We start from the raw sequence: 25,804 nt of genomic DNA, 5'->3' as shown, positions 1-25,804 counted from the left end.
CTATTCACCTCCTAACAGGGCTGACATGGCTAGCGAGATTTCCTTGCTGAAATCCTTGTTGCTCTTATCACCACGGTAGAGCTGATGGAAAATTCGACCGTCTTTGATAAAGAGCACACGCTTGGCGTGACCAGCGGCATTGGCTGAGTGGGTTACCATGAGCAAGGTCTGACCATCCAAATTAATCGTTTCAAATAGATTGAGCAGGTCTTCCGAGTTACGATAGTCTAGGGCTGCTGTCGGTTCGTCAGCCAGCAGAACCTGCGGATTGGCCATCAAACTTCTGGCAACTGCCACCCTTTGTTTTTGTCCGCCAGACAATTCAAAGGGGCGCTTATCCAGTAAATCCTGAATCCTGAGTACGGGGGCTAATTCATTTAGCCGACGATTCATTTCCTGATAGGACTTGCGATCCAAAACCAGGGGCAAAAAGATATTATCCCGAACCGACAGGGTATCTAGCAAATTGAATTCCTGAAAGACAAATCCTAGATTTCTGAGGCGAAAACCAGCCAGCTGACTCTCCTTGATTTTGGTAATATCCTGACCATTGAGCATGACGGAACCTTCCGTCGGCTTTTCTAAGGTTGCCAGAATATTCAAAAGCGTGGTCTTACCAGAACCCGATTCGCCCATAATAGCGATAAATTCGCCATTGTCAATCTTAAAATCAACATCCTGCAGCGCATGGGTTTCTTCCTTGGAAAAGCGCGTGCGGAAAATTTTCTTGAGATGATTAATTTCTAACAGCATGTGGTCTCCTCTTTTCTATTTATTATAACCTAAGTACCAACCAGCTTAAAGCTGAATTGGTCTAACAGATTCTTTTATCTTTAACCATCTTTAGTTTACCGAAAAATTCCCCTTTGCAACCTTACAATCGCTCTCTACTTTCTTACAGTTTTGTAAGAAAGCAAAAAAGCACCCTACTGCTGGATTCTCATCCAACAAAGCAGGGTACTCTTCATCGTTTATTATCTATGACTCAACTTTCTTGTTAAAAAGTCACCAGTAAATTGAATGATAAAAATTAAAAGAAGGATAAAGATAGTCGCTACTAGAGTGATATCTCCTTGGAAACGCTGATAGCCATAAGCAATGGCCACATTTCCCAAACCACCAGCACCAATGGCACCAGCCATAGCTGTTTCTCCGACTAATGAAATCAAGGTAACAGTAGAAACGCGAATGAGCTCAGGAAGACCTTCACTGAGATAGATCTTGATGATATCCCATAGCGTTGCGCCGCTAGCCTGTCCTGCTTCAATCACCCCTTTATCCATTTCTGAAAAGACCACCTGAACTTGGCGGGCAAAGAAGGGAAAAGTGGCCGCTGAAAGAGGAACCAAGGCTGCAGTCGCACCAAGCGTTGTTCCAGCGAGAAAGAGTGTGATACCTGATAAGATCGCCAGCAAAATAATAAAAGGAATCGCACGGAAAATTGAAACAACCTTATCCAGCACCCAAAAGACTGGTCGATTTTCAATGACACCGCCTGGGCCCGTCAAAACGAGAAAAAGACCTGCAATCAGTCCCAAAGAAGCCCCTATCAAGAAACTCCAAAAGGTCATGTAGAGGGTTGCCAAGATAGCAGACCACCAGCCTAAATCACCAGACCAGCCCAACTCATAAGCATTGGGTAAATACTTTTCAATCAGCTCCATTATTTCCTACCTCCCTTTAAAATCGTGACAGATACATCTGCCTCTTCAATAACTGTTAGAGCAGACTCAACCTGTTGACCGGACAGTATCACGACCATCTCTCCGACAGGCATATCTCCTAAAATTTCAATATTGGCATAAAGAATATTGGCCGAAACCTCATAGTCCTTATAAAGCTGATTGAGAAGGGGCTCGTCGGTCGAAGCTCCAGCATAACGCAGCAGGACCAGACGATCATTTGCTCCTAGATTCTCAACCACCTCTTGACGATTAATTTTAGCCAAGGCATCATCAATCCCCGTTGCCGTTTTGATAAAATCCTGTGTCAAGGCTTCCCTAGGATTGGAGAAGATTTCCAAAGTGGACCCTTCCTCAATCAAAGATCCATTTTGCATGACAGCTACCCGATTGCAGATATCTTTAACAATCTGCATTTCGTGGGTAATCATAACCACTGTCAAGCCCAATTTCTTATTCAAATCTTGCAAAAGCGCCAGAATTTGCTTGGTCGTCTTGGGATCGAGGGCTGAAGTCGATTCATCTGAAATCAGAATCTTTGGATCATTAGCCAGCGCACGAGCAATGGCCACCCTTTGCTTTTGACCACCAGATAATTGAGCAGGATAGTTATCGGAGCGATCTGTTAATCCCACCAAGTCCAACAATTGATCAACCTTTTTAGCCTTTTCTTCCTTGGACAAATCTGAGTGGCGTAAGGCAAAGGCGATATTTTGCCTAGCCGTTTTTTGAGCCATCAGATTAAAATGTTGAAAAATCATTCCGATTTCACGACGTTTCTGTCGCAATTTAGAGGAATCCAAGGTCACCTTTCCCTTATCAAATAAGGGATCACCGGCAACTTGAACCTTTCCCGCTGTAGGAATCTGCAAGAGATTAATGGCCCTGACCAAGGTAGACTTCCCAGCACCAGAGTAACCAACGATTCCGTAGATATCCCCTTGATTGATGTGGACCGTCACGTCCTTAACAGCCTCAATGACTTTTTTCTTTTGATGGAAAGTAATATCAATATGATCTAATTGAATAATAGCTTCATTCATATGATTTTATTAACTCCTTAACTAGTTCAATGTGAGTATAATAATCTGCAATCGAAACATTTTCATCTCCGGCATGGTCTCGGCTGTTAGCATTTCCTAAGCCAAAGGCAGCCATAGGGACCTGAAGAGCCTGATGGATCATCTTCATAGGACCCGTGCCAGCAGCTGTCGGTAGGACTGCTAGACCTGCTGGATAGAATTGCTTAGCCAAATCAATCACACGAAGAATAGGCTCAGCCGACATATCAGAACGATAGCTTTCCTCGCCTAAAGTGTAGATCACTTGAACAGCGTCAAAGCCATGCTTGAGCAGATGACGCTTAATTTTATCAATAACCAGTGCTGGCGTCAAGCCAGGTACCAAGCGCATCTCCATCTTGGCTTGAGCCGCCGACGGAATAATTGTTTTGACACCTTGGCCCAGATAACCTGAACGGATCCCTTCCACACCAAGAGCAGGTTCGAAAAAGTAGCGTTTCAGAAAAGCTTGTCTATCTTCTAACATAACAGGTAATTCTAGGCCATATAAATCTGTCAGACCTTTTCCATTTTCGATAGCATATTTTTCGACCAATTCCAATTCCCTTTCTGTCGGCTTTTGAACCTGATCGTAAATACCATCAATCAATATACGCCCTTGATCGTCACGCATACTGTCAATAGCCCTAAGGAGGTACCAAGTTGCAGACTCAATAACACCTCCAAATTTTGAATGGATATCAACGCTAGCACTTTTCACAGATAAATCAAAAGTAACAATGCCCTTATTGCCACCAGTAATCTCCAGCTGCCCCTTGGCATTTTTAATCCCCTGTTCCCAGATTAAAAAATCAGCAGGCAGAAGATCTTCTCTGTGCTTGGTCAAGTATTTTTCTAAATCCGTTGAGGCTGACTCCTCAGCTCCCTCCATCATGAAGGTTATATTAAGGGGTAGGGCACCCACCTCTGCCAAATACTGACACACAGCCGTCAGGCGGGCAATAATGTGTCCCTTATCATCATCAACGCCTCGACCATACATATAGCCATCCCTAAGGCTCAGTTTAAAGGGATCCCCTGTCCAGACCTGATCCGCATCCGCCGGGACCGTATCATAGTGATTATAGAAAATAAGGGTCTTAGCCTGAGGATTAGGGCTCTTAAACTTGGCAAGCACCAAGGGAGCCTGATAGCTCTCGTCAACTAAAACCTCCGCTCCAGCCTGAGAAAAAATATCCTTTAGATAGGCAGCCACTTCCTTCAGACCAATGCCTTGGGCAAAGATAGATTTTTTGGCAATTAGTTTTCTCAAAACCTCAAGGTACTCCTGAGCAAATTTATCATTCTCAAACTTCGCGATTTGCTCTTTCTCATTTGACCCCATCATTTTAACCTCCTCTATTTAAGATACTAAACCGTTCAGTGACTCAATAGAGAATAGGAACGTTATCGTTATCTTTTTTCTGCAGAGTCGTAAGCGTAATCCATTAATAAAAAAAGAAGCTGAAAACAGTTATGATCCAGCTCCCCTTGTTTTTCATCTAGTCTTTAGCTATTACCGGATGATGCTGGTTTTGGAGCACCCTTCCATGCAGCCCGATCAACACCATGGGTGGACTTGTCAATCAATTTTGCAATCTTATCAGATTGGTAAATCTTAACCAGAGTCTTGATGTCATCAGCCTTGTCTGATTTTTTCCAATCCTTCTTAGCTGCAATAACGTTGACCCAATCTTTAGACGTTGCATCAATTTTTTCCGTATACAGCGTCGTCTTATAATCAATCTTACCTTCCTGAGCATAAGCATTGTTGATAACCGCAGCATCTAAAGATTTATTTTTGAGATTAGTAACCAGCTGTTCAGCGCTAACCTCTGTGATATCAATATTCTTAGAATTTTCGGTAATATCCTTCAAAGTTGCTAGGTCACCATTCTTGGTAGAGAGCTTAATCAAGCCAGCAGCCTGAAGTAAGAAAAGAGCACGACTTTCATTTGAAGCATCATTAGGAATGGCAATTTTAGCACCTTCAGGTAGATCTTTAACATCTGAGTACTCTTCCTTACCAGATGAGGTTGTTTTAGAGAAGAGACGGATTGGACTGATTAGGGTATCACCCACCGCTACTAAATTCCCCTTGTTTTCCTTGTTCCAGTTATTAAGGAAATAATAATGCTGGAAGGCATTGACATCAACCTGACCAGTCGATAGGGCCTTATTAGGTTGGTTATAGTCTGTAAATTGAACATACTTGATGGTGATGCCCTTCTTAGCCGCATCCTTTTTAACCTGATCCCAGACAGGTTTTGTCGTATCGTCCAAAGTCATAATTCCAACCTTGAGTTCGTTTTTACTATTTGATTTAGAACCACAGGCTGTCAAGAACAGGGTTGCCGCAGCTACTACTGTAATGATACCAATAATCTTTTTCCACTTCATAAGAAGACCTCTTTTCTAAATTATCGTGAGTTTATTATCCCACAAGGATAGACTGCTTTCAAATTGTTTATTATTGTATAGACTTATAGCTAATAACTATATCGCTAGAATCCGACCATGAGCGACTTTTAGCAAAAAAAGGAGGCCTGACCTCCTTTCAATGATTTATTTTTTAGCAGGTACCTTCATTTCCTTGGCTGTAGGAATATAATCTTTGTTGCCTAAATGTTTCTTTGCCAACTTCGCTAAAGTACCATCCTTCTGCAATTTTTCTAGACGCTTGTTGACATAGCTTTGCAAATCCTTTTGGTCACTCGAGAAAACGAAGTAGATAAATGGTTTTTGCTCAGAAGGCACATCAATGGTTTTCAAGTTTGACAGGTTCTGACTCTTGATAACTGAGTTGACTGTCGGAGCATCAAAGAGTTTAAAGTCAAACTTGCCATCATTCAAGCTGCCTAAGATTTGGGTAACATCTTCTTCGGTATAATTGATGTCAACCGGATTATCGCTGTGCTTCTTATTATAGTCTTCCAATTGCTTAGCAGTCGTTGTCCCTTGAACAACTTGGGTAGAATGACCAGCAATATCATCATAAGATTTAATATCACTATCCTTAGGCACAGTCAAAACGGTTGGGGTTGTCCCCGTTGGCTCAGAGTAGAGATACTTCTTAGCGCGATCAGTAGAATAAGAAATGTTATTACCGCCCATTTGGTATTTGCCAGAATCCAACCCAGCAAAGACAGATGACCATTCGGTTTTCTTGAACTCAACCTTATATTTATCAGAGCCCTTAAAAACGGCCTTAGCCACTTCAATATCGTAGCCAGTCAGCTTACCGCTCTTGTCTTCATAGGAGAAGGGAGCGGTGGTTCCTACAGTTGCAAAATTGACAGTCTCTTTTCCGCCAGATGCCCCTTTAGAACTGCAAGCTGCCAGAATGGCAACTGAAGCCACAGCTACAGCGCCTAATTTCACAATATTTTTAAGTTTCATAAAAAACTCCTTACAATTTTAATCGTAAACTCATGATATCATCTTTAAGCTAGGCAAACAATTATTTAAAACTTATCAAGCGATAAACAATTTTTATCACTCTTTAGTCTTTCCCTATCAGGATAATCGGAACTAAGAAAAAAGGAGTAGGATTAGCCCAAAAATTGAAAATTTTGGGTTGTTCCACGTCCTAGTTTTAAGGTGGTGGCCTGAAACGTTCTCTTCCCAGACCGCTTTCGACACTTGCTTTGCAAACTTCATTTCCCGATTGAGAGTGGGACAGAAGTCGATTTTTATATAAATTGACTTCGTTGTCCCACCTCCGTACAGTTGATTAGGATGGCCGCTAACACTTGCATAGTAGTTAAACAGTCCAGTGGACTGTTTAAGGGGGTGCCTGAAAATGGGACTGCACCCCAAGATAAGGACCTCTAATCAACAGTGGTTCATTGGTGCTAAAGCACCTAATGAACTGTGCAGGGGTAAGACTTCTTGGCAGTGCCAACAAGTCTTACTTCCAACCACTACGTTAAGAGTTTATTCAAAAGCATGAGATTGGATGAGCCTTTGACCAGCTCCCCATTCAAAGAAGGGTTGTTCCCTCAGGGCTCTGTTTAATCTTTTGAGCTTTCATCAATCCCCCTAATGCTTTTTTAAACTGTCCCTTAGAAATGCCAAAAATCGCCTTGATAGCCTCTGGAGATGATTTATCATTCAAGATCATAAAACCGTCATGACTTTCCAGATAGGCCAAAATCATCTGAGCATCATTTTCCAGCATCTCAAAGGAGCGTGGCTTCAGCGAGAGATTAAGGGTACGATCAACGTGACGGTAACCAATGACACGCGCTTCCAGCTCCTGACCCAGACGGGGCTCTGAATAACGCTCACTCGGATGAATAAAGCCCAGCATGTTATTATCAGGCAGGTAGACAAAAGTTCCTGACAGTTTGAGACGATAGACGATGACCCGCAACTTCTCGTTCTGCATATTGTCATAAGCAGGGCCAGCCATCTTTTGGAAGACTTCTGCTTGAGCTGGGAGAGACCAGATCCGGTCCTTTTTATCAACCTCTAATTTTACATAGAGCTTATCCCCCTTCTTAGGCCAAAGTTCCTTGATATCAGGCAGGACATCTAAAGAAACCACAACTTCCTTATCCGGCAGACCCGTATCAAGGAAGACCCCTAAGTCTCTGCGGACATTGGTCACTACGCCCCAGCCATAGCTATTCTGGGTAGCAGAAACCTTAAGAGTTGTCAGTCGGAGCTTTTGATGTTGATCTGTGTAAGCAAAGCCTTGAACCATCTGGCCCAGTTGATGCTCCCCTTCCTTTTTATCCAAGGCTAAAGTCAGACCATCTTTTTGCACATAGTAATAGTGATCATTTTGGTCTGTCACCATAGCTGTAATAATTTTTGCTAGTAACTTGTTCATCTTATCTCCTCATTGACTAAGAAAGGTCCGAGACGCTCTTGTCCCAGACCCTCCCAGCTGCCATTAAACGGTTAGCAATTCTTTTTCTTTTTCGTTGGTCATGCTATCAACTTTCTTGACGGCATCATCGGTTGCTTTTTGGATATCCTTTTCCAATGACTTAAGTTCGTCTTCGGTAATTTCCTTAGCCTTCTCTTGCTTCTTAGCCTCGTCCATAGCATCACGACGGATGTTACGGATAGCAATCTTAGCATTTTCACCGACCTTCTTCACTTCCTTAGCCAGCTCTTTACGTGTTTCTTCGGTTAAGGCTGGGATCACCAAGCGAATCACAGAACCATCGTTAGCAGGGTTGATGCCGAGGTCTGATTCATTAATCGCCCGTTCAATATCCTTGATAGAGTTTTTATCAAACGGTGAAATCAAAAGGACACGAGCTTCTGGTACTGTGATAGAAGCCAATTGATTGAGGGGAGTTGGAGCCCCATAATATTCCACTTCAATGCGGTCCAAAAGACTAGCATTGGCTCGACCAGCGCGGATAGCTGAGAACTCACGAGCAAGTGACTCATGCGAGTGTTTAAAACGATCATTTGCTTTATCAATAATAGAATTTGCCATTATACTTTTTCCTTTTCTTTCTTAATTTGACGATTTGTTAGAAACAGTTGTACCGATGGATTCGCCAAAGACGACGCGTTTGATATTGCCAGATTCGTTCATATTGAAAACAACCAGATCAATATCATTGTCCATAGACATTGTAGCGGCTGTTGCATCCATAATCTTGAGACCACGTTTGATAACTTCTACATGGGTCAATTCATCAAACTTAACGGCATCAGCATTCTTGCGGGGATCATCATTGTAGACACCATCGACACCGTTCTTAGCCATGAGAATGGCATCAGCCTCAACTTCAGCCGCCCGAAGAGCTGCCGTTGTATCAGTTGAGAAATAAGGAGAACCAATGCCTGCACCGAAGATAACAATCCGCCCTTTTTCCAGATGACGCAAGGCTCGACCGCGAATGTAAGGTTCTGCTACAGATTGCATAGCAATAGCTGTTTGCACACGGGTATCAACACCAACCTGCTTGAGACTATCTGCCATAACCAAGGCATTCATGACTGTCCCCAGCATGCCGGTATAATCGGCCTGAACCCGATCCATACCAGCCGCCGCTGCTGGCTCGCCCCGCCAGAGGTTACCACCACCGATAACCAAAGCAATTTGGATCCCTAATTCATGCACTTCAGCAATTTCCTTAGCCATAGCTTGGACGGTTGGCAGATCAATCCCGACACCTTTGGAACCCGCCAAGGCTTCACCAGAAAGCTTAATCAAAACACGTTTATACTTGGGTTCTACCATTATTCCTTCTCCTTATACTTTATCCCTACTATTTTACCATAAAAGGAAGTTTTCTCCTAGCGGTTTAAAAAATAATTCTTCTCAAAGATTCCTTGAAAGAACGCAAAAAAGAGACTGGATAATCCAATCTCTTTAGACAATAAGACATTAAAGTGAATTGCTATCTACCTTAATACCTACACCTTGAGTCGTGGTAATAGCAAGGTTGGTGATGTAAGCACCCTTAACAGTTGCTGGCTTAGCTTTCACGATCACATCGTTGAAGGCCTTGAAGTTTTCAACTAACTTATCAGCATCGAAGGATACTTTACCAATGATAGCTTGTACATTACCTGCCTTGTCAGCACGGTAAGTGATTTTACCACCCTTAGACTCTTCAACAGCTTTAGCAACATCCATCGTTACTGTACCAGTCTTAGGATTTGGCATGAGGTTACGTGGGCCAAGGACACGTCCAAGACGACCAACGATTGCCATCATGTCAGGTGTTGCAATAACAACATCAAAGTCCAACCATCCACCGTTGATTTTAGCAACGAGGTCATCTTCACCAACAAAGTCGGCACCTGCAGCCTTTGCTTCTTCAGCTTTAGCGCCGCGCGCAAATACAAGAACGTGCTGTGTTTTACCTGTACCGTTTGGCAATACCATTGCACCGCGGATTTGTTGATCAGCCTTTTTAACGTCAATGTTAAGGTTATAGGCAACTTCTACTGTTGCGTCAAATTTTGCAAAGTTTGTTTCTTTTGCCAATGCTACAGCTTCTTCTACGCTGTATGCTTTTGAAGTGTCTACCTTCTCCAAGGCAGCACGCATTTGTTTACTTTTTTTAGCCATGTTATCTATTCTCCTTGTGTTATGTGGTCCTATCGATTTTCATCTTCCACACCGCCATCGAGATCCGATGATATCAGGTGCAGCCGGATTCACACTTAATCAGTAACAGTGAATCCCATTGAACGTGCTGTACCTTCGATCATACGCATAGCTGATTCGACATTTGCAGCGTTCAAGTCAGGCATTTTTGTTTCAGCGATTTCTTGCACTTGTGTACGCGTTACTGAAGCAACCTTAGTTTTGTTAGGTTCACCTGAACCTTTTTCAACACCTGCAGCCTTTTTCAAAAGAACAGCAGCTGGAGGAGTTTTAGTGATGAAATCAAATGATTTGTCTTCATACACAGAGATAACAACTGGGATCAGCATACCTGCTTGGTCAGCAGTGCGAGCGTTAAACTCTTTAGTGAATCCCATGATATTGATTCCGGCTTGACCAAGTGCAGGACCAACCGGTGGAGCTGGTGTAGCTTTACCAGCAGGAATTTGAAGTTTTACGACATTTTCGACTTTTTTAGCCATTTGTAATTTCCTCCTTTGTGGTTTTGGCGGTAAGGATAAGATTTTTACCTCCCACAAGTATGTCTGGACAACCAGATACACCTTTAATATTATACAGAAATATACTGATTTTGCAAGGATTTTTGACTTTTTCCTGAGAATAAGTTTACTTTATTCTCTAATCAGGATAAAATAGTCTTATGATATATATTCTCGCAATTCTTTACTTCTTTTTGGTACCATTTTTAGCCCAATCACTGGTTCGTTATTTCGACCTCAAGCGCTTTAGCATCAAATTTCCTGACCTTTCCTTGCCCTTCTTGGCTTGGGCTATTATTCATTACTCAAGCACTTATTTCACCCACAGCCTCTTTCCTCAGTATCTCCTGATGATGTGCCTCTTGGCTATCGCAACATGCCTTTTCATTATCCGCAGCAATCGGAACAGCAGGCGAAAAATATTCTCTTACCGACGATTTTTCAAGCTGTTCTGGCGAATGGGGTATCTGCTGACTGCTGTCTTCTACATTGTTACAGTCATTTTGATCGCCCTTCGATAATATAAAAATCGGATCTCCAAAAGGAAATCCGATTTTTATATTATTCACTTGCATTCAATACCTTAAATGTGAGAGTGGGATAGACAGCCATGATAGCTTTGCCCTCATCTACAAAGTAATGTAACTTCAGAAGATTACATATAGAGACAGGCCTTTTCCCCGACTTCTTGTCCTAAATATGGCCCGTCAGCCAGGCATCGATAAAGAAGATGGCAAACCCAAAGAGGTAAATTAAACCTGCGATAGAAAGCCATTTGAGCCATGGGGCAATCTTATGACCGTCGTTAATCACCAGCTTATAATTGAGATAAGCAAAGAAAGGTGTCGTAATAAAGGAAGCAATCATTGAAAATCTCACCATATTAGCCACATTCCCAGAGAAGAAATAGACAACAATGAGACCAATTGCTGCAGTAGCCGTCATCCAAATATTAAGAGCCTTTTGGGATGAATTTTCTCTGTCTAAAATCAAACGCAGGGTTTCATTATTAGCTCGAGAATACCCATCAATAACGGTGATAACTGTACCAAAGATACACAAGAAAGCAATCAGAGCAATCAAGAAACGGGCCCAATCTCCTAAAACAGACGTGTACATCTTAATAAATTGGGCGATGTAAGGGGCCGAAGCTCCTTGAATGGCCTTGCCTGATCCAAACTGAATCAAGGCTCCTAAAGCAAGGAAAATCAAGGCCAGAATAGCTGTTCCGATGTAGCCCACATTAAAATCGAAGAGGCCATCCAGATAGGACATTTTAACGCTCTTTCGCTTTTCTGCCGACCACATAGAATTAATAGCAGAAATTTCAATTGGAGCTGGCATCCAGCCCATCAGAGAGACGATAAAGGGCAGGGCTGCTAAGCGCCAAGGCGTTGGTGCTACAAAATTAGGAGCATACTCACGGTGCTTGAACATAGCAATCACGACTGCTGCTACCGTCGCCAGAGTCAAGGCTGTCATGACCCACTTGGCCAAGCCGTCCAGAAATTTATAACCGCCAATCAAGAGCATAGCCCAAATTAAGACAATCAGAATAGTCGTTAACTGAGAAATACTCAGGCCAAAACCATTTGGAAAAATGTTATAAAGGATGGCCGCACAGAGAATACCAACAGCTGCTGTATTGACAATAGCCGAAAAAACATTCAGGATAAAGAAAACCCAAAGGGTAAGTTTCCCCCGCTCTGCGTAACCTTCAATCAATGTTTTACCGGTCTGCATGGTGTATTCCGAACCAAAGCGGAAGAAAGGATACTTAAAAACATTAATCAAGAGGATAACAATGGCCAACTGCCAGCCATAAATAGCACCGGCTTGAGTCGAAGAAACGATATGGGAACCACCGACGGCCGCTGAAGCCATCAAGATTCCAGGTCCCATAGCCCTGAGTTTTGTCTTCCAAGTGGATGTCACTTGTTCTGTCATAAAGCTACCTCGCAATTCCATAATTTTCTGACTTTTCTGTCAAAATGTGTTTTCTATTATAAAGTCTTCTAAAACTACTGTCAAGACTATTTTTGAAATTTTCTGTAAATTTTTGTAACTGTAGCCCGTTGATTTCTCATGACCTATCCAGCCAAATAATTCACAGCCAGCTGATCAATCTGTTATAATAGAGGAAATTTGAAAAAAGGATATGATTATGAAACTCATTTCTTGGAATATAGATTCCCTCAATGCAGCTCTGACCAGTGATTCAGCTCGTGCGCTTCTCTCGCGTCAAGTTATCGATACACTCATCGCACAGGATGCAGATATCATTGCTATTCAAGAGACAAAACTATCAGCCAAAGGGCCAACAAAAAAACATCTGACCCTATTGGAAGACTATTTCCCTGACTACCAAATCACTTGGCGTTCCTCAGTTGAGCCTGCACGTAAGGGGTATGCAGGCACCATGTTCCTCTATAAAGCCAACCTGCCGAAACCAATTATTACTTATCCAGAAATTGATGCCCCATCAACCATGGATAAGGAGGGGCGGATTATTACCCTAGAATTTGATAACTTCTTCGTTACTCAAGTCTATACCCCAAATGCCGGAGACGGGCTCAAACGTTTAGAAGAGCGTCAGCTCTGGGATATCAAATACGCTGAGTATCTAGCCCAACTTGATGACCAAAAACCTGTTCTAGCCAGTGGGGATTATAATGTTGCCCACAAAGAAATCGACCTCGCTAACCCCAGTAGCAACCGCCGTTCTCCCGGCTTCACAGACGAAGAACGTGAAGGCTTCACCAACCTGCTGGCCAAAGGCTTCACAGACACCTTCCGCTACAAACATGGCGACATTCCCAATGTCTATACTTGGTGGGCACAGCGCAGTAGGACCAGCAAGATCAACAACACCGGCTGGCGCATCGACTACTGGCTGACCAGCACCCGCATCGCTGATAAAATCATCAAATCCGATATGATCGACTCAGGCGACCGCCAAGACCACGGACCGATTTTGCTGGAGATCGATTTATAACATTGCATATAGAAAAGCCACCTATACAAAATGATATGGTGGCTTATTTGTATATTGACGTTAATGCTTATTACTATTAACACTGTAGACCTTACTATCTATAGAAATAAGGTGCCTCACATCTTATCTTCCTATTGAACCATTAGGAAACTATTTTTTTAAGATGACGAATCTGTAAAAAGCTAGCTCCTAACACGATTAGCACGGTATAGAGAACCAGTCTCAGCCATTCAAAACTTGTAATCTCTGGATTAACAGCAGTCATCTGATTCATGGAAGCGGCCAGTTTAGCAAAAGGAAGCACATAACTTAATTCTGAGACTATATGTTGCGCCGTTAAAATAAAGCCAAACACACCGATCACCATAGCTAGGGCAACAGGTGGAGCAAAACTTTTGATCCGCAGAGACAAGTAGGTTTGAATAGCAACTAGTGATACTGAAAAAAGGCTAGCTAAAATGGCCCATAAAAGCAGGGGTGTTGGAAAAGCCATTTCAAATTTAAAGAGGAGCCCACTGATGGCATAAAGGCTCAAAAAATATAATTGCGATATTAAAATTAAGCCAAAAGCAACGATTATTTTTGCCCAAACAACACTAGAAAATGAGTAGGCAGATGTTAAAAGAAGTTTTAAACTATTACGCTTGTGCTCACTATTCCAAATATAGGCGCACACAATACCGATCATACCTGGAAAGAAAAAACTTCCGTAGAAAAGATAAACTTGGGTCCATAGGCTAAGCCATTCTCGTTTAAGAACTCCAATATTCCCAGCAAAATTAACACTACCATAAACAACTGATAAGAGTGGCAAAACCAAAAGTGGTAACCAGAAACGAGCTCGTCGCAGTTTTAGCAGTTCAATCTTTATTAGAGCCATCCTAATCACCAACCTTTACATGTTTGCCTAATTGAAAGAGAACAATCCCAAGAATAAGAGAAGCTATAAAAGGAAATGCATTGAAACTTCTCAGATGTCCAATAAATTCACTGCCCACCCTCTCCATATCAACTGATATTAAAAGGCCATACCAACTGTAAATCCAGATATGAGCAAATCCTTTAGAAATAAAGAGAACAAGCATCCCAACCAAAGACCCTACAAGAGCGATTGACAAACTGATAAGCTGATTGCTCCATTTTAGAGATAAAAGGTAGTGCAAGAGGAGCACTACGGCTGACACCAAGACCATAGAAAGAGCAAAAAGCTCTAGACGCGCCAGTGGGATATTGACAGTAAACCCATGAATTTTAACCAACAGCAGGATGATTACCCATTCAATAACTTGAGATACTAAGTAACAAAGGTAAATATAGGTAAATTTAACGGCGTAAATAGAACTATAATGGACGCCGCTGCTGTAAAGCATCTTCCACATCTTATGACGATTTTCCAATTGCACCGCCATACTGGCTAGACTAGCTAATATAATCGGAGCAGAAATAATTTTAAAAACAGCATTGTTATCAAACACTTGATAAAGTTTTACGATATCCCCTAGTTGGTTCGCTCCTTTCACCCGAAAGATCACAAGGGCACAGATGACAACATTTATGATAACAGAAAGTCCCAGCAAACGCACAACAGGCAGACCACGATATTTTCGCATTTCTATTTGAAATAATTTTTTCATCGTAAACACCGCCTTACAAAGTATCTTCGGCCGTAAAGTCAATGAAGAGCTCTTCAAGAGACTTGGTTACCTCATAAATACGATAGACATCCACATCAGCAGCCAATAAACGTTTGACAGTCTCTGCTATCTGCTCATCCGATAAATGCGGCAGAAGCAGGCCTTTTTCAGTCACTTTGACATCATTCGTCGCAAAGTCCAGTAAAGATACCACAAGCTCGTCATCTGAAGTTTTCAAACAAATATTGCTGCTGTGTTGGCTCTTAAACTGCTCAATGGTTCCTTGGTAGAGTGGCCTTCCCTTACCAATAATCCCTATCTGAGTCACCATTTTTTCAATCTCATCCAGAGCATGTGAGGAAATCATCACAGTCGTGTTAAATTTTTGAGGCAACTCACGAATAAGCTTGCGGATTTCTTCACGCGCCTGCGGATCAAGACCATTGGTTGGTTCGTCAAGAACAATCAGTTTAGGACGCCCTATAATTGCCATAGCTATCCCCAAGCGCTGCTTCATCCCCAAAGAATAATGCTTAACTTGCTTATCCTTGTTCTCTGTCAAATGGACAGTGGCCAGAGCTTCAGTAACATCTTGATCCTTCAGATTTTTCAGCTCTTTAAGGATCTGTAAATTCTCGTAGCCCGTTAGATTATCATAGTAGGCAGGCTCTTCAATGAGAGAACCAATCTGCTTCAAAATAGCGGTACGATTGCTTTCACTCATAACAGAACCTGCGACATTAACCTGACCAGATGTTGGTGTCAGAAGCCCACAAATCATTTTCATGATAGTGGATTTTCCAGCACCATTTGAGCCAATCAAACCGTAGACTGCCCCCTGCTCAATTTTTAGATTATTAAGATCAACAGCCGTTTGCTGTCCAAAAGTCTTTCTGATTTGGTTGAGTTCAATCATTGTTGTCATATCAACTAGTTATCCTTTCATAAGATACAAAGCCGTTAAGTGACTCTAAATTCACAGAGTCGTAGGCGCGTTCGATTAATAAGATACGGCAGAGGCTGGTTATTTAAGTACTTCGCACTTGATAACAAACGCTAATCACTAGAATGAATTGGCTACCTCTCCCACTAACTTCGTTTGCTTAGTAAGATCAACGAACCCAAAGCCATGTCACAAAGCCCGTTAAGAAAGCTAGAAAAAATAAGAGATCAATGGGCCATGAAACAATCTTTCCTTTTCTTGACACCTTCAGCTCACTTTCAATGACCTTGTTTCTACTCACAGTTTACTAAAAAGCATGCTCCAACAACCTTACAGCTGTCCCTAGTTTTCTTACAATTTTGTAAGGATCTAAAGTTTCTGGATGATGTTTTATTATTAAAATCTTCGTTGCTAAGTAACTCTTAATCTTATTACTTCTTGATTTTCGTTTTTAGGAATCAAAATTTTTGATACAAGGTATACAAGTTATTTAAATAATCTAGGCAAACAAAAAATAAGGCAGTAACCAATACCGTCTACTGTCTTATAACATTATTTTAGAAAAAATTCTTGATATCCTTGAAATGTAACATTACATACCTCTCACCAAGAATGCAATCTCACTAAGTCAAACCAAACGCTGTTTTTTTGACTTCATCGATAAAGATTATAGGGCTTCACTACTACGCTAGCCCAGAGTTTCACCGACACTTTCTACTATAAGTGCAGTGACATTATATCTACTCCTGATAGACGCGGCGCAGTAAAATCAATAAAGCCAACAACACCGGCTGGCGCATCGACTACTGGCAGACCAGCACCCGCACCGCCGATAAAATCATCAAATCCGATATGATCGACTCAGGCGACCGCCAAGACCACGGACCGATTTTGCTGGAGATAAATCTCTAATACTAGACACAAAAATTCCTACTCAAACGAGATAGGAATTTTTTAGCTAGGACAAGACAATCACCAAATGGTTAAGCGGTCCTTCTTATCCATATACATCTTGTCACCTTTTTTAATATCATAAGCCTTGTAAAAGTCATCTATGTTTTTGACAATCTGGTTAACCCGTAGTTCAGCTGGAGCGTGAACGTCTGTAGGGATCACCGATTTATAGTATTGAACATATCCGACCTCACGGAAGCTAATGGCATAGCTCTTAAAAAAGGCCTTGAGATTAGGTGAAGAATCCTGTTCTTTTAAAGCTTGCAGGGCGACATTGGCGCCACTCAAATCAGCAGCATTTTCAGTTACAGTCTGCTTAGCATTGACCTTAACACCAGCATACTCCAGACCATCCCATTGCTGAATCAAAGTATTCGTCTTTTTATCAAAAGCCCTATGGTCTGCCTTGGTCCACCAGTTCTTATGATTCCCATTTTTATCATAGTTGGCACCATTGCTATCAAAAGCGTGACTGATTTCATGACCAATAACAATCCCAATGCCACCATAGTTATCTTCATCACTATTCTTTTTCGAATAAAATGGATCCTGTAGAATGGCAGCATCTAAGTTAATCGAATTATTCGTTGGATCATAGAAGGCATTAACAACAAAAGAAGAAACCCCGCCAACTTGCTTATTGACAGGCTGATCAAATTTTGAAAATTGATAAGACATCCATTTCTTGGTAATTGCCATATCATTATCAAGAAGAGACTTAGATTTATCAATTGAAATATTTTGGTAAAAATCCTTTTCAACATAATCAGAATAACCAATATTATAGGTCATACTATCCAGCTTCTCGATGGCCTTATCCTTGGTGGCTTGAGAAAGCCAACTATTATTCTCCAAACGTTCTTTATAGGTCTTGGTGATTTTTTTAACCATTTTGGTTGCATCATTCTTAGCATTTTGACCGAAATGCTCTTGGCCGTAGTAAACACCCAGACTATCTGAAAATGATTGAGAGACTAAGTTATAAGCTAGCTTCTTCTGGCTTGGAAGCTGACTTTGTCCTGTCATCATTGTTTGATACTTACCAGCATCTTTTTGCGTAGAGTGATCCAGATAGTTCGTCATGTTCATAGCGTTTTGAACTAAGCTCCAAGACTTGACCTCTTTAAAATTTTTCTGATTCATAAACTTGCTGAGAGCTTTAAAATACTTAGGATTGGTTACATCCACCTTGTCGACCGAATGCCCAACTAAATTACTACCCAAGCCCATCAAGTCCAAATCTTTTGAATAAGATTTGAGCTGATTAGAAGAAACTTCATGGTAGATTTTCGTTTGATCTGAAGCATCTTCTGCTGACATGCGATATTTAGCCATCTTCTTATCTAAGGAAATAGTTTGCTCAACCATCTTTTCGGACTCAGACTTACTGTAGCCCATATCCTTCATAACAGCCGTTGCCGCCTCTTTATAGGCCCTGAAATATTGCTGGGATTGGTTCTTATCCTTATAAGTGCTGGTATCAGGAAGAATTCCACCAGTTTCACTGTAACTTAGAATATAGCGACTGGTATCAGTATCTTGGGGAACTAGAGAAATATTAACAGGCAGCACAATTCCTTCCATTGTCAGATCTTTATAAGATTGATTTAGCTGAGAAAGACTATCAAGATCATCCAGTTGCTTAAGGTATTTCTTAGCTGGCTTAGTACCATTCTTACTGCGGGCCTTACTGTCTGTCGCCATAGAATAATAGTCGATAACCACATTCATCCCATCAACTTTGGTAGACTTTTTCTTAGCAGCCAGTTCATCCAAATCAGACATGAGCTGCTTGTCCGCCTTGTCCTGAAGCTCATCAGTAACACCTTGTGTCGCTCTATCTTTGGGAATCTTTGTTTTGGCTAAATAGTCCTTATTGATATATTGAAAAAAATTGGACTGGGCCCTTGCATTCTTATCAAAGCTAACCTTGTGAGGAATAAAATTTTTGTAAGCATAGTAACCGCCACCAGCCAAAGCTAGGATTAAAACTGCTCCTGTCCCCCATAAGACTCGTTTAGTTCGCCTCTTCATCTTCTTTTTCGTTTGAGTTTTAGCTTTTTTCATTTAAAAACCTTTCTATTGTTATGCTCATTTAGTACAATCATATAATAGAACAACTATATTACAAAAATACTTCTAATACATTACAGGGAAGCAACATAAATGTAGACTATTCAAATTATCTTTCAAAAAAACTGACCTTCTTGTCTTTGTTTAAAGAAGATCAGTTATTTTACTTAGAAAATCAAATAGTAGTCCATTGCTTCACACTAGCCACTTGCTTGGTATCTTCGGCAATCGTCTTCAAATCGTGATTATAGGCATGAATTTTGACCAAGATAATAATTTTTTAGATCAATAAGTATTAACAGGACTCCATAGGTAATAAAACCATAGTAAGCAAGGATTAAACCAAAGTTAGACAACATTGGAAAGAGGAAACTGGTTATAGGGGGAACCAAAGTGAGGCAGGCATTGACTGTTGTAATAATCCCTCCTAACTGTCCAACTGGAGTGCAATTAACAACTTTTGCTGAAAAGCGAGGAGAAATAGTTCCTAGGAATAAAGAGAGTAAACTACTTGCTATAAGAATCACATAAAGATTATTGAGTAAAAAACCTGAGCCTACCAATATAATAAAGATATCTGAAAACATAGTTAAATTTGAAATCGACTGATTCCTCAAAATCTTTGTTCCCATTAGATTTCCAGCAATCATTGCTAAGGTAATCACTCCAGATAAGAGAGAAATTTTTAAAGAAGCTGGAAAAATGGATAAATTTTTATTTTTTTTAATAAAAAGGGTAAAAATCGGAACTAGACCACCGAAAAAACCATTCAGTAGGCATAATTGTAAAAGATTCAATGATAATTTCCTATTTTCCAAGAATTCGTTAAAATTTGTCTTTACTGCTATGAAAATATTATCAAAATCAGCTATAGCTATAGCATTTTCAGTTTTTCTCAACTGTGGAGCTAGTTTGAGAAATGCAAAGGCTACGAATACAAAAATCAAAGCATTAATCATTGCCAAAAAGCTTTTATTGAGGATAATTAAAAGAATTGAACCTAAAAAAGTCGCAAGCACATTGACCAACTGAGAACCTAAACTAATAAGCCCTTGAGCTCTTTCCATATCCTCAGCTGCAACTAACTTCTTAGTGAATGGGGAGAATAAGGCAGTTGAATAGTTTCCACTTATATCCGATAGAAGGTTCAGCAGGGAAGCCATAACTAACAAGGGTAAAGTTGACCGATAGCAAAAAAGACCTCCAATTCCCAGATACATGACTGCTCTGAATAGAGAAGACCTCATAAGGAGTTTAATCTTGCTAGCTTGCTGATCTGCTACTGTACCAGCCAATAAGCTTAGTAATACTGGTAAAGTCTCAGAGGCAGACACCACCATTACTGCAGTGCTACTATGGGGTAAAAGACTGGCTGTTGTTAGCATAGCTGTATAGAAAAGGCGATCACCAACTTTTGAAAAAAGATTAATGGTGATTAATTTCGTAAATAAACAATTTTGCTTAAATAATTTTAGCATAGCTTTCCTTTCCAAACGCAAAAACGAAACTTGACTTAGAAGATATCCTTGCCAAATTTCGTTTTTCTTCCTATGTGCTTAGTTAGCACAAATGATAATCAAGCCTTGCTCTTTCATCATGCTCACCTCCTTTCAATTCAATCTGCATTCTAAAATCATATATGGCGACGAAATATCAAATTTTCCATTGTTATAATTTCCATAAATTTGAGAGATTTGTAAGCCGGCTTGCTCAAGGAGAACTTTAATTTCTTGCAAGGAGTACAATCTCATTTCAACAGAAAACTCCCGACTAATTCCATCTATTATTCTAATTTGCTCTATCTGTATAGCACCTTTTTGAGAATCGAATTCCCGACGTTCAAGGACGTAGCCAGCCCTTTCGTTTCCAAACCACATTCGTTCACCTAGATTCTTAATTAAATAATCTCTATTGATTAGATGTAACACAAAAATACCATCTACAGTCAAAAGATTTTGTTTTAAATTTTTTAAAATTTGAACTGTTTGTTTATCGGGTAAATAACCTATAGAGCTTTCCATACTATAAATCAAGTTATATCTATGCGAATTTGAAAAATTTTGGGCATCCGCAACGTAAACCTTTCCACTACTTATTGAGTCAAGTTTCCTACTTGCAACAGATACATATTCCTTATTAATATCGACCCCATCTACTTTATATCCATCTTTATTAAGAGGCAGCAAATGCCTTCCTGTTCCACAACATAAATCAAGAATTGATAACTCAGATTTTAATTTTTTCTCTAAATAAGTTTTCCTCAAAAAGCTCAACTGATCCGCTAATTCAATATTTAATAAATCCGAATATACCCTATTATATGTGCTGTCAAAGAAATCATTTTTACTAGCATTCACCCTTTGATCGATGTCAACTTGCTTTAAATCCATTTTCAACTCCTTAAAATTACTATCGAATTATTCTAATACCTTTGTTGTCCTTATAATACCTCAATAATTTGGTATATTGATAAATTATTAAATATGAATTTATTTTTCCAATTTTTTTCATATTTGCGAATTTTCCTTTTTTCTACATTACTGCTTATAATAGAGGAAAGGAGGAAAATCAATCATGCTGAAAAGAATTCTACTACTAATCATTTGTTTACCCATCATACTTTTTCCTTTATAGGATATCATTGTTTTTTTTAAAGGCCTCCCGAAATTGATTCGGAAGGCCTTTAATTTTATTACTAAATTTTATTTCTTTATAATTTCTTCTAAATTTGTCCTTAAAAATTTGGCTAGAATCGGGTTTCCAAGCTCTTCAACTGCTTGGATATTTTTTCTAATACTTTCTAAATTATCCTGCTCTCCCGTTAAATAAGAAATAACTTGCTTTAAAAAATTCTTAAAAATTATAGCAAACATATCTTGATAGCTCAGCAAATGATCGAGATTTTCAATAAAAAAATTAGCATGGTAAAATTTTTTACGCTCAACTAAAGTTAAGATAAGATTTAACAGAACCAACTCAGCATTTCTCTTATGACTAGCTAAAGAGCGGTATAGCTTATCACGCTCAACAAATGCCTTTCCTAAGAAAACCAAATCTTCATCCGATAAGACAATCATAGTATTACCAAAAAGATAAAGTTCGTACTCCGTCCACTCTTCAATGGCATAGAGATAGCTTGTCAGAAATTCTTTTTCATCATCTGTAATTTGATAACTTGGTTCTATCGTAGAAATAACTACTTTAATGACTAACTTATTTAGGCTATTATACGTCTCATAAACTTCATCACCTGAATAGGTTGCAAGAAGCTCTTTCAAGCCAGCTAAATCATTATGTGACTGTAGTTCAACTAACTTTTTCCCCATTTTAAAAAAAATGCTATCTTGATATTGAGTAAGGGCATAACCAAACTCTGAAAATGACATGTGAATTCCTTGAATTGCCAATAGAAGCTTATCTGCTGCCAGCATTGTTTGACCATTTTCAAACTTCGACAACTGTGAAACTGATAGATTATCACGAGCAATATCTTTCAGCTTCAGTCCTCTGGCCATTCTAAGTTCTTTATAGAGTTCACCAAGTTCAAGTGATTTTCCCAACATCTCAATTCTCCTCGTAAAACAATATTCTATTATCATGACAATGACTCATCTAGTCAGCACAACAAATTATCAATTATAAGTGATTCTAAGTTAATTTCAACTTCTTACAAGATTTCCAATAATCGGCTTACATCTCCTCGCTCCTTCTTTATCAACACAGTTAGCGTTATGTTGATAAATCCATTATACTCGTTTTTTTACTTTTGGATTGTTTATATCATGAATTGGCGTTATTTTGTCGTGAATGGTTATTAAAAAAGCCGCCCCAAAATGAGAAGCGGTTTCAATATGCTATAGATCCAAATTTATATAAAGGGTACGATAACCAATCTGCAGGAGTTTTCCGTCCTTCACGAGGAGAGGTCGCTTGATCAGCATACCGTCGGCTGCTAGTAAATCAGCGGCTTCCGACAGACTGATTTTATCAATCTTGTCCTTCAAATCAAGTGCTCGATAAGACTGGCCTGAGGTGTTGAAGAATTTTTTTACCTCTCCTCCACTTTCTCCAATCCATTTCTTAAGTTCCTCAGCTTTGGGCGGATTAGCCTTAATATCAATGGCTTCATAGTTCCATCCAAGTTCATCTAATTCTGCCTTAGCGCGTTTACACGTTGTGCATTTAGGATATTGATAAAAAATAATCATGTTTTTCCTCTCTTATTTTTTCAATGTGATAGTCAGACCCTCATGCTCAAGCAGCCAAGCTTTTTTATCAAGACCACCAGCATAACCCGTCAACTTTCCTTGACTCCCCAGCACACGATGGCAGGGGATAAAGATACTAATGGGATTTTTTCCGACAGCAGAACCAACGGCTTGGGCAGACCGACAGTTGAGTTTTTTGGCAATTTGACCATAGGTCAGGGTGGATCCGGCAGGAATGGCAACGAGAACCTGCCAGACCCGCTTCTGGAAAGCTGTCCCCTGAGGAGCCAGAAAGTCAACAGCTGAGGGATTTTGACCAGCAAAATAAGTATCCAGCCAAACCTTAGCCTGCTCAAGAACAGAATTAGCCTTGAGTACTAAATCAATCTCTTCAAAACCTTTTTCATAGTATTTTTGACCGAAAAACCAAGCTCCTAAAAGAGTTCGGTCATCAGCAATCAAAGAGATCGACCCTAAGGGGGATTGGTAGGTTTGTTTACAAATCATAATTCTCCATTTCGCCACTTTTCATTGATTTTTAGACTGCCATCTGCATTGAGCAAGGACATTAAACTGCCGTCAGAAACACCAACAAAAAGATATTCTATACCTGTTTCGCAATCAATATACAAAATATCCGCTCCCCTCCTTTGGCCGTAAAATTAAGCGCATAAATGCTCCCCTAGCGATTTCTGATAGCCTTTTAAGTCTCTTTTATCCATGAGATCCTTCTAGCTAAAGCTAAGGCCAATAGTCTTATCGTACCAAATTATAGAAAAAACAATGTCTTCAAAGAGACACTGTTTCTGGTAAAAAGACATGGCTTCACTTATGAGCCTTAATCAAGCGTACCTTGATGATATTGTCACTGGATTCAAAGGCTGCCACGAGGGCATTAATCTTATCTTTATCGGTTTCATCCAAGTCCAGCAAAGTATAGGCAAAATCCCCCTTAGAACGGTTGAGGATATTGGCAATATTGATGTTGGCATCAGAAACTGCTGTCGAAATACGAGCCACGATATTGGGAACATTGCGGTTAATCAAAGTAATCCGGTAGGGGGCATCTTGTACCTGATGCATATTAGGGAAGTTGACAGAGTTCGTGATTTCACCAGTTTCCATAAACTGACGGATTTCCTGACTGGCCATTATGGCACAATTGAGCTCTGCTTCCGCTGTCGAGCCGCCCACATGCGGAAAGACCGTAATCTTGTCTTTATTGAGCAATTCTTCGCTGCCAAAATCTGTGATGTAGCGTTTGACTACGCCTGCTTCGATGGCTTCAAAAAGATCTTGATGATTAACTAATTCTCCTCGAGCAAAGTTGATAATGGTGGTTCCCTTATTCATAAGGGCAAAAGCCTCAGCATTAAAGGTCTCACGGGTATCGTCTGTCAGAGGAACATGCACGGTAATATAGTCAGCATTGGCGAATATTTCCTTGATATCTTGAACCCGCTTGACATGGTGGGAGATATTCCAAGCCGCCTCAATAGATACATATGGATCGTAACCCAGAACCGACATACCTAAGCGTCTGGCATCATTAGCAATACGGGCGCCGATAGCTCCAAGCCCAATAACACCCAGTGTTTTTCCTCGGATTTCAGTACCGGCAAATTGTTTTTTTCCAGCTTCAATCTGCTTAGGCACATCATCACCAGACAAACTGTTAACCCAAGCGTTGGCTGAAATATAATCGCGTGCTGACAAAAGGATCGAGGCCGTCACAGCCTCTTTCACCGCATTGGCATTAGCACCAGGGGTGTTAAAGACGACAATTCCACTTTCTGTAGCACGATCAATCGGAATATTGTTCGTCCCTGCACCGGCACGCGCAATAGCCTTAAGATTGCTCGGAAAGGCATAATCGTGCAAATTCTGACTGCGGATAATATAAGCGTCTGGGTTTTCTGCTAAATCCCCATCAACTTGAAATTTATTACCCAATTCTTTTAAGCCAACTTGATTGATATTATTGAAGGTTTTGACACTGTAAACCATAATTTACTCCTTGTTATAATCTCTTATTAAGAACTCATACGAAAAGAGCTATCTAGGAACACTAGCCTGATAGCTCTTTTTACCAGTCTAGATGGTGTGATGATCTGCCTCATCCACTTCCTGATAAAAGACTTTTTCAGCCTTTGACTTAATTTTTTGATAGGCCAAACGCTCACTCTCGTAAACAACTTTCCCACAGTAGTGGTAGCCTAATTTTTCTAAGATATGCTGCATGGCCTTATTTTTCTCATGCGTGTCACAGCGGAAATCCGGACCATCGTGCCCTTCGATCAGGCCCTGCAAGAAGGTTTGAGCCAAGCCCTGTCCCCGAGCAGAATCAGCCAAGGCAATCCGATGAAAGGTAACATAGCGATAATTATTGTGTTCCCACTTGCCATCATAAATACCATCATAGGCAGGTTCATGACCTTCAATAACCGCAGCATAGGCTATCAGGAGACCTTCCTCTAGGCCCACCCAAGCACGTCCTTCGAGAACATCCTCAAAGATATCCTCTTGACTTGGATAACCATTCTGCCATTGGTCACTGCCTGATTGAGCCAAATAGCTCTTCGCTTTTTCAATAATTGTCATGATTTTATCCACTTCGTTCGGATGGGCCAGACGAATTTCCATTATTCTCTCCTACTTACACATATC

25 protein-coding genes and 2 pseudogenes are annotated in these 25,804 nt (G+C 40.4%); 3 read left to right on the top strand and 24 right to left on the bottom strand.

From position 1 onward, the window contains the following. The 11 genes from STRCR_RS04540 to rplK all read right to left on the bottom strand — a co-directional run bounded on the left by STRCR_RS04540 (window position 1) and on the right by rplK (window position 10,312). Window positions 1–753 carry an ABC transporter ATP-binding protein gene (locus STRCR_RS04540; protein WP_004226549.1) on the bottom strand — a complete coding sequence of 251 codons (753 nt, stop codon included), beginning with the start codon at window positions 751–753 and terminating at the stop codon, window positions 1–3. 221 nt (window positions 754–974) lie between these two features. Then, window positions 975–1,664, bottom strand: coding sequence for a methionine ABC transporter permease (locus STRCR_RS04535; RefSeq protein ID WP_004227473.1), 690 nt, complete (start codon window positions 1,662–1,664; stop codon window positions 975–977). Then, the gene (locus tag STRCR_RS04530; protein ID WP_004227614.1) at window positions 1,664–2,725 is read right to left on the bottom strand and encodes a methionine ABC transporter ATP-binding protein; all 1,062 of its coding nucleotides are present in this window, start codon (window positions 2,723–2,725) and stop codon (window positions 1,664–1,666) included. The genes STRCR_RS04535 and STRCR_RS04530 overlap by 1 nt, the downstream gene beginning before the upstream one ends. Continuing rightward, a complete protein-coding gene (locus tag STRCR_RS04525) occupies window positions 2,718–4,091 on the bottom strand; it encodes a M20/M25/M40 family metallo-hydrolase (RefSeq protein ID WP_004229373.1) in 1,374 nt (457 codons plus the stop codon). Before STRCR_RS04525 ends, STRCR_RS04530 begins: the two co-directional genes overlap by 8 nt. A gap of 161 nt (window positions 4,092–4,252) precedes the next feature. Further along, a complete protein-coding gene (locus STRCR_RS04520) occupies window positions 4,253–5,143 on the bottom strand; it encodes a MetQ/NlpA family ABC transporter substrate-binding protein (protein WP_004225691.1) in 891 nt (296 codons plus the stop codon). A 165-nt stretch (window positions 5,144–5,308) separates the two neighbouring features. After that, window positions 5,309–6,142 (bottom strand): amino acid ABC transporter substrate-binding protein, encoded by an 834-nt coding sequence (locus STRCR_RS04515; RefSeq protein WP_004229684.1) that lies wholly within the window; start codon window positions 6,140–6,142, stop codon window positions 5,309–5,311. A 583-nt stretch (window positions 6,143–6,725) separates the two neighbouring features. Further along, the gene (locus tag STRCR_RS04505) at window positions 6,726–7,580 is read right to left on the bottom strand and encodes a CvfB family protein (protein ID WP_004226311.1); all 855 of its coding nucleotides are present in this window, start codon (window positions 7,578–7,580) and stop codon (window positions 6,726–6,728) included. A 63-nt stretch (window positions 7,581–7,643) separates the two neighbouring features. Further along, complete coding sequence (frr, locus tag STRCR_RS04500) at window positions 7,644–8,201, bottom strand: ribosome recycling factor (protein ID WP_003048881.1); 558 nt, start codon at window positions 8,199–8,201, stop codon at window positions 7,644–7,646. A 21-nt stretch (window positions 8,202–8,222) separates the two neighbouring features. Then, window positions 8,223–8,954 carry a UMP kinase gene (gene pyrH, locus STRCR_RS04495; RefSeq protein WP_004226566.1) on the bottom strand — a complete coding sequence of 244 codons (732 nt, stop codon included), beginning with the start codon at window positions 8,952–8,954 and terminating at the stop codon, window positions 8,223–8,225. 147 nt (window positions 8,955–9,101) lie between these two features. Further along, on the bottom strand, window positions 9,102–9,791 hold the full coding sequence (gene rplA, locus STRCR_RS04490) for a 50S ribosomal protein L1 (protein ID WP_004229120.1): 690 nt from the start codon (window positions 9,789–9,791) through the stop codon (window positions 9,102–9,104). A gap of 95 nt (window positions 9,792–9,886) precedes the next feature. Continuing rightward, window positions 9,887–10,312, bottom strand: coding sequence for a 50S ribosomal protein L11 (rplK, locus tag STRCR_RS04485; RefSeq protein WP_004226069.1), 426 nt, complete (start codon window positions 10,310–10,312; stop codon window positions 9,887–9,889). A gap of 179 nt (window positions 10,313–10,491) precedes the next feature. Here rplK and STRCR_RS11660 point away from each other — a divergent pair, with 179 nt between their 5' ends. Next, a complete protein-coding gene (locus STRCR_RS11660; protein WP_004229246.1) occupies window positions 10,492–10,851 on the top strand; it encodes a DUF3397 family protein in 360 nt (119 codons plus the stop codon). A 172-nt stretch (window positions 10,852–11,023) separates the two neighbouring features. Here the strand turns inward: STRCR_RS11660 and STRCR_RS04475 are convergent, their stop codons facing one another. After that, window positions 11,024–12,277: an NRAMP family divalent metal transporter gene (locus STRCR_RS04475; RefSeq protein ID WP_004225217.1), complete on the bottom strand. Its 1,254-nt coding sequence runs from the start codon at window positions 12,275–12,277 to the stop codon at window positions 11,024–11,026. A 217-nt stretch (window positions 12,278–12,494) separates the two neighbouring features. Here STRCR_RS04475 and STRCR_RS04470 point away from each other — a divergent pair, with 217 nt between their 5' ends. Further along, window positions 12,495–13,325: an exodeoxyribonuclease III gene (locus STRCR_RS04470; protein ID WP_004227160.1), complete on the top strand. Its 831-nt coding sequence runs from the start codon at window positions 12,495–12,497 to the stop codon at window positions 13,323–13,325. Window positions 13,326–13,467: 142 nt separating this feature from the next. On the opposite strand, the gene STRCR_RS04465 is transcribed toward STRCR_RS04470, so the two are convergent. From STRCR_RS04465 to STRCR_RS04455, 3 genes are read right to left on the bottom strand one after another with little or no spacing between them, the layout of a single operon-like run. Beyond that, window positions 13,468–14,205 carry an ABC transporter permease gene (locus tag STRCR_RS04465; RefSeq protein WP_004228424.1) on the bottom strand — a complete coding sequence of 246 codons (738 nt, stop codon included), beginning with the start codon at window positions 14,203–14,205 and terminating at the stop codon, window positions 13,468–13,470. Between the two features lies 1 nt (window position 14,206). Beyond that, entirely contained in the window at window positions 14,207–14,959 is a 753-nt protein-coding gene (locus STRCR_RS04460) for an ABC transporter permease (RefSeq protein WP_004226451.1), read from the bottom strand. 13 nt (window positions 14,960–14,972) lie between these two features. After that, window positions 14,973–15,884 carry an ABC transporter ATP-binding protein gene (locus STRCR_RS04455; protein ID WP_004227521.1) on the bottom strand — a complete coding sequence of 304 codons (912 nt, stop codon included), beginning with the start codon at window positions 15,882–15,884 and terminating at the stop codon, window positions 14,973–14,975. A 691-nt stretch (window positions 15,885–16,575) separates the two neighbouring features. Here STRCR_RS04455 and STRCR_RS12305 point away from each other — a divergent pair. Beyond that, a pseudogene (locus STRCR_RS12305) lies at window positions 16,576–16,814 on the top strand (exodeoxyribonuclease III); the annotation flags it as partial. Between the two features lie 60 nt (window positions 16,815–16,874). Here the strand turns inward: STRCR_RS12305 and STRCR_RS04450 are convergent. The 9 genes and pseudogenes from STRCR_RS04450 to STRCR_RS04410 all read right to left on the bottom strand — a co-directional run bounded on the left by STRCR_RS04450 (window position 16,875) and on the right by STRCR_RS04410 (window position 25,780). After that, window positions 16,875–18,923: a M13-type metalloendopeptidase gene (locus STRCR_RS04450; RefSeq protein ID WP_004229095.1), complete on the bottom strand. Its 2,049-nt coding sequence runs from the start codon at window positions 18,921–18,923 to the stop codon at window positions 16,875–16,877. Window positions 18,924–19,174: 251 nt separating this feature from the next. Next, window positions 19,175–20,407: an MFS transporter gene (locus STRCR_RS04445; protein ID WP_004225421.1), complete on the bottom strand. Its 1,233-nt coding sequence runs from the start codon at window positions 20,405–20,407 to the stop codon at window positions 19,175–19,177. A 132-nt stretch (window positions 20,408–20,539) separates the two neighbouring features. Continuing rightward, entirely contained in the window at window positions 20,540–21,319 is a 780-nt protein-coding gene (locus STRCR_RS04440) for a class I SAM-dependent methyltransferase (protein WP_004225425.1), read from the bottom strand. A gap of 312 nt (window positions 21,320–21,631) precedes the next feature. Next, window positions 21,632–22,492, bottom strand: coding sequence for an Rgg/GadR/MutR family transcriptional regulator (locus STRCR_RS04435; RefSeq protein WP_004226931.1), 861 nt, complete (start codon window positions 22,490–22,492; stop codon window positions 21,632–21,634). 291 nt (window positions 22,493–22,783) lie between these two features. Beyond that, window positions 22,784–23,137, bottom strand: a complete 354-nt coding sequence (locus STRCR_RS04430) for an arsenate reductase family protein (protein WP_004226377.1) — start codon at window positions 23,135–23,137, stop codon at window positions 22,784–22,786. 12 nt (window positions 23,138–23,149) lie between these two features. Continuing rightward, the gene (locus STRCR_RS04425; protein WP_004230061.1) at window positions 23,150–23,644 is read right to left on the bottom strand and encodes a methylated-DNA--[protein]-cysteine S-methyltransferase; all 495 of its coding nucleotides are present in this window, start codon (window positions 23,642–23,644) and stop codon (window positions 23,150–23,152) included. Further along, window positions 23,641–23,859 (bottom strand): annotated as a pseudogene (locus STRCR_RS12460) (DUF6440 family protein). Before STRCR_RS12460 ends, STRCR_RS04425 begins: the two are co-directional and overlap by 4 nt. 103 nt (window positions 23,860–23,962) lie before the next feature. Next, on the bottom strand, window positions 23,963–25,144 hold the full coding sequence (locus STRCR_RS04415) for a phosphoglycerate dehydrogenase (RefSeq protein WP_004227794.1): 1,182 nt from the start codon (window positions 25,142–25,144) through the stop codon (window positions 23,963–23,965). Window positions 25,145–25,231: 87 nt separating this feature from the next. Then, entirely contained in the window at window positions 25,232–25,780 is a 549-nt protein-coding gene (locus tag STRCR_RS04410; RefSeq protein ID WP_004227260.1) for a GNAT family N-acetyltransferase, read from the bottom strand. Window positions 25,781–25,804 lie beyond the last annotated feature (24 nt).

The sequence above is a fragment of the Streptococcus criceti HS-6 genome (genome assembly GCF_000187975.2).
Taxonomy (GTDB): Bacteria; Bacillota; Bacilli; order Lactobacillales; family Streptococcaceae; genus Streptococcus; species Streptococcus criceti.
The sequence above is the reverse complement of the archived record's forward strand: the minus strand, read 5'-3'. Positions and strand labels throughout refer to the sequence as shown.

Bases quoted from the DNA above. Each gene is read 5' to 3' on its own strand.
- STRCR_RS04540 (WP_004226549.1), bottom strand. From the start codon at position 753: ATGCTGTTAGAAATTAATCATCTCAAGAAAATTTTCCGCACGCGCTTT.
- STRCR_RS04535 (WP_004227473.1), bottom strand. From the start codon at position 1,664: ATGGAGCTGATTGAAAAGTATTTACCCAATGCTTATGAGTTGGGCTGG.
- STRCR_RS04530 (WP_004227614.1), bottom strand. From the start codon at position 2,725: ATGAATGAAGCTATTATTCAATTAGATCATATTGATATTACTTTCCAT.
- STRCR_RS04525 (WP_004229373.1), bottom strand. From the start codon at position 4,091: ATGATGGGGTCAAATGAGAAAGAGCAAATCGCGAAGTTTGAGAATGAT.
- STRCR_RS04520 (WP_004225691.1), bottom strand. From the start codon at position 5,143: ATGAAGTGGAAAAAGATTATTGGTATCATTACAGTAGTAGCTGCGGCA.
- STRCR_RS04515 (WP_004229684.1), bottom strand. From the start codon at position 6,142: ATGAAACTTAAAAATATTGTGAAATTAGGCGCTGTAGCTGTGGCTTCA.
- STRCR_RS04505 (WP_004226311.1), bottom strand. From the start codon at position 7,580: ATGAACAAGTTACTAGCAAAAATTATTACAGCTATGGTGACAGACCAA.
- frr (WP_003048881.1), bottom strand. From the start codon at position 8,201: ATGGCAAATTCTATTATTGATAAAGCAAATGATCGTTTTAAACACTCG.
- pyrH (WP_004226566.1), bottom strand. From the start codon at position 8,954: ATGGTAGAACCCAAGTATAAACGTGTTTTGATTAAGCTTTCTGGTGAA.
- rplA (WP_004229120.1), bottom strand. From the start codon at position 9,791: ATGGCTAAAAAAAGTAAACAAATGCGTGCTGCCTTGGAGAAGGTAGAC.
- rplK (WP_004226069.1), bottom strand. From the start codon at position 10,312: ATGGCTAAAAAAGTCGAAAATGTCGTAAAACTTCAAATTCCTGCTGGT.
- STRCR_RS11660 (WP_004229246.1), top strand. From the start codon at position 10,492: ATGATATATATTCTCGCAATTCTTTACTTCTTTTTGGTACCATTTTTA.
- STRCR_RS04475 (WP_004225217.1), bottom strand. From the start codon at position 12,277: ATGACAGAACAAGTGACATCCACTTGGAAGACAAAACTCAGGGCTATG.
- STRCR_RS04470 (WP_004227160.1), top strand. From the start codon at position 12,495: ATGAAACTCATTTCTTGGAATATAGATTCCCTCAATGCAGCTCTGACC.
- STRCR_RS04465 (WP_004228424.1), bottom strand. From the start codon at position 14,205: ATGGCTCTAATAAAGATTGAACTGCTAAAACTGCGACGAGCTCGTTTC.
- STRCR_RS04460 (WP_004226451.1), bottom strand. From the start codon at position 14,959: ATGAAAAAATTATTTCAAATAGAAATGCGAAAATATCGTGGTCTGCCT.
- STRCR_RS04455 (WP_004227521.1), bottom strand. From the start codon at position 15,884: ATGACAACAATGATTGAACTCAACCAAATCAGAAAGACTTTTGGACAG.
- STRCR_RS04450 (WP_004229095.1), bottom strand. From the start codon at position 18,923: ATGAAAAAAGCTAAAACTCAAACGAAAAAGAAGATGAAGAGGCGAACT.
- STRCR_RS04445 (WP_004225421.1), bottom strand. From the start codon at position 20,407: ATGCTAAAATTATTTAAGCAAAATTGTTTATTTACGAAATTAATCACC.
- STRCR_RS04440 (WP_004225425.1), bottom strand. From the start codon at position 21,319: ATGGATTTAAAGCAAGTTGACATCGATCAAAGGGTGAATGCTAGTAAA.
- STRCR_RS04435 (WP_004226931.1), bottom strand. From the start codon at position 22,492: ATGTTGGGAAAATCACTTGAACTTGGTGAACTCTATAAAGAACTTAGA.
- STRCR_RS04430 (WP_004226377.1), bottom strand. From the start codon at position 23,137: ATGATTATTTTTTATCAATATCCTAAATGCACAACGTGTAAACGCGCT.
- STRCR_RS04425 (WP_004230061.1), bottom strand. From the start codon at position 23,644: ATGATTTGTAAACAAACCTACCAATCCCCCTTAGGGTCGATCTCTTTG.
- STRCR_RS04415 (WP_004227794.1), bottom strand. From the start codon at position 25,144: ATGGTTTACAGTGTCAAAACCTTCAATAATATCAATCAAGTTGGCTTA.
- STRCR_RS04410 (WP_004227260.1), bottom strand. From the start codon at position 25,780: ATGGAAATTCGTCTGGCCCATCCGAACGAAGTGGATAAAATCATGACA.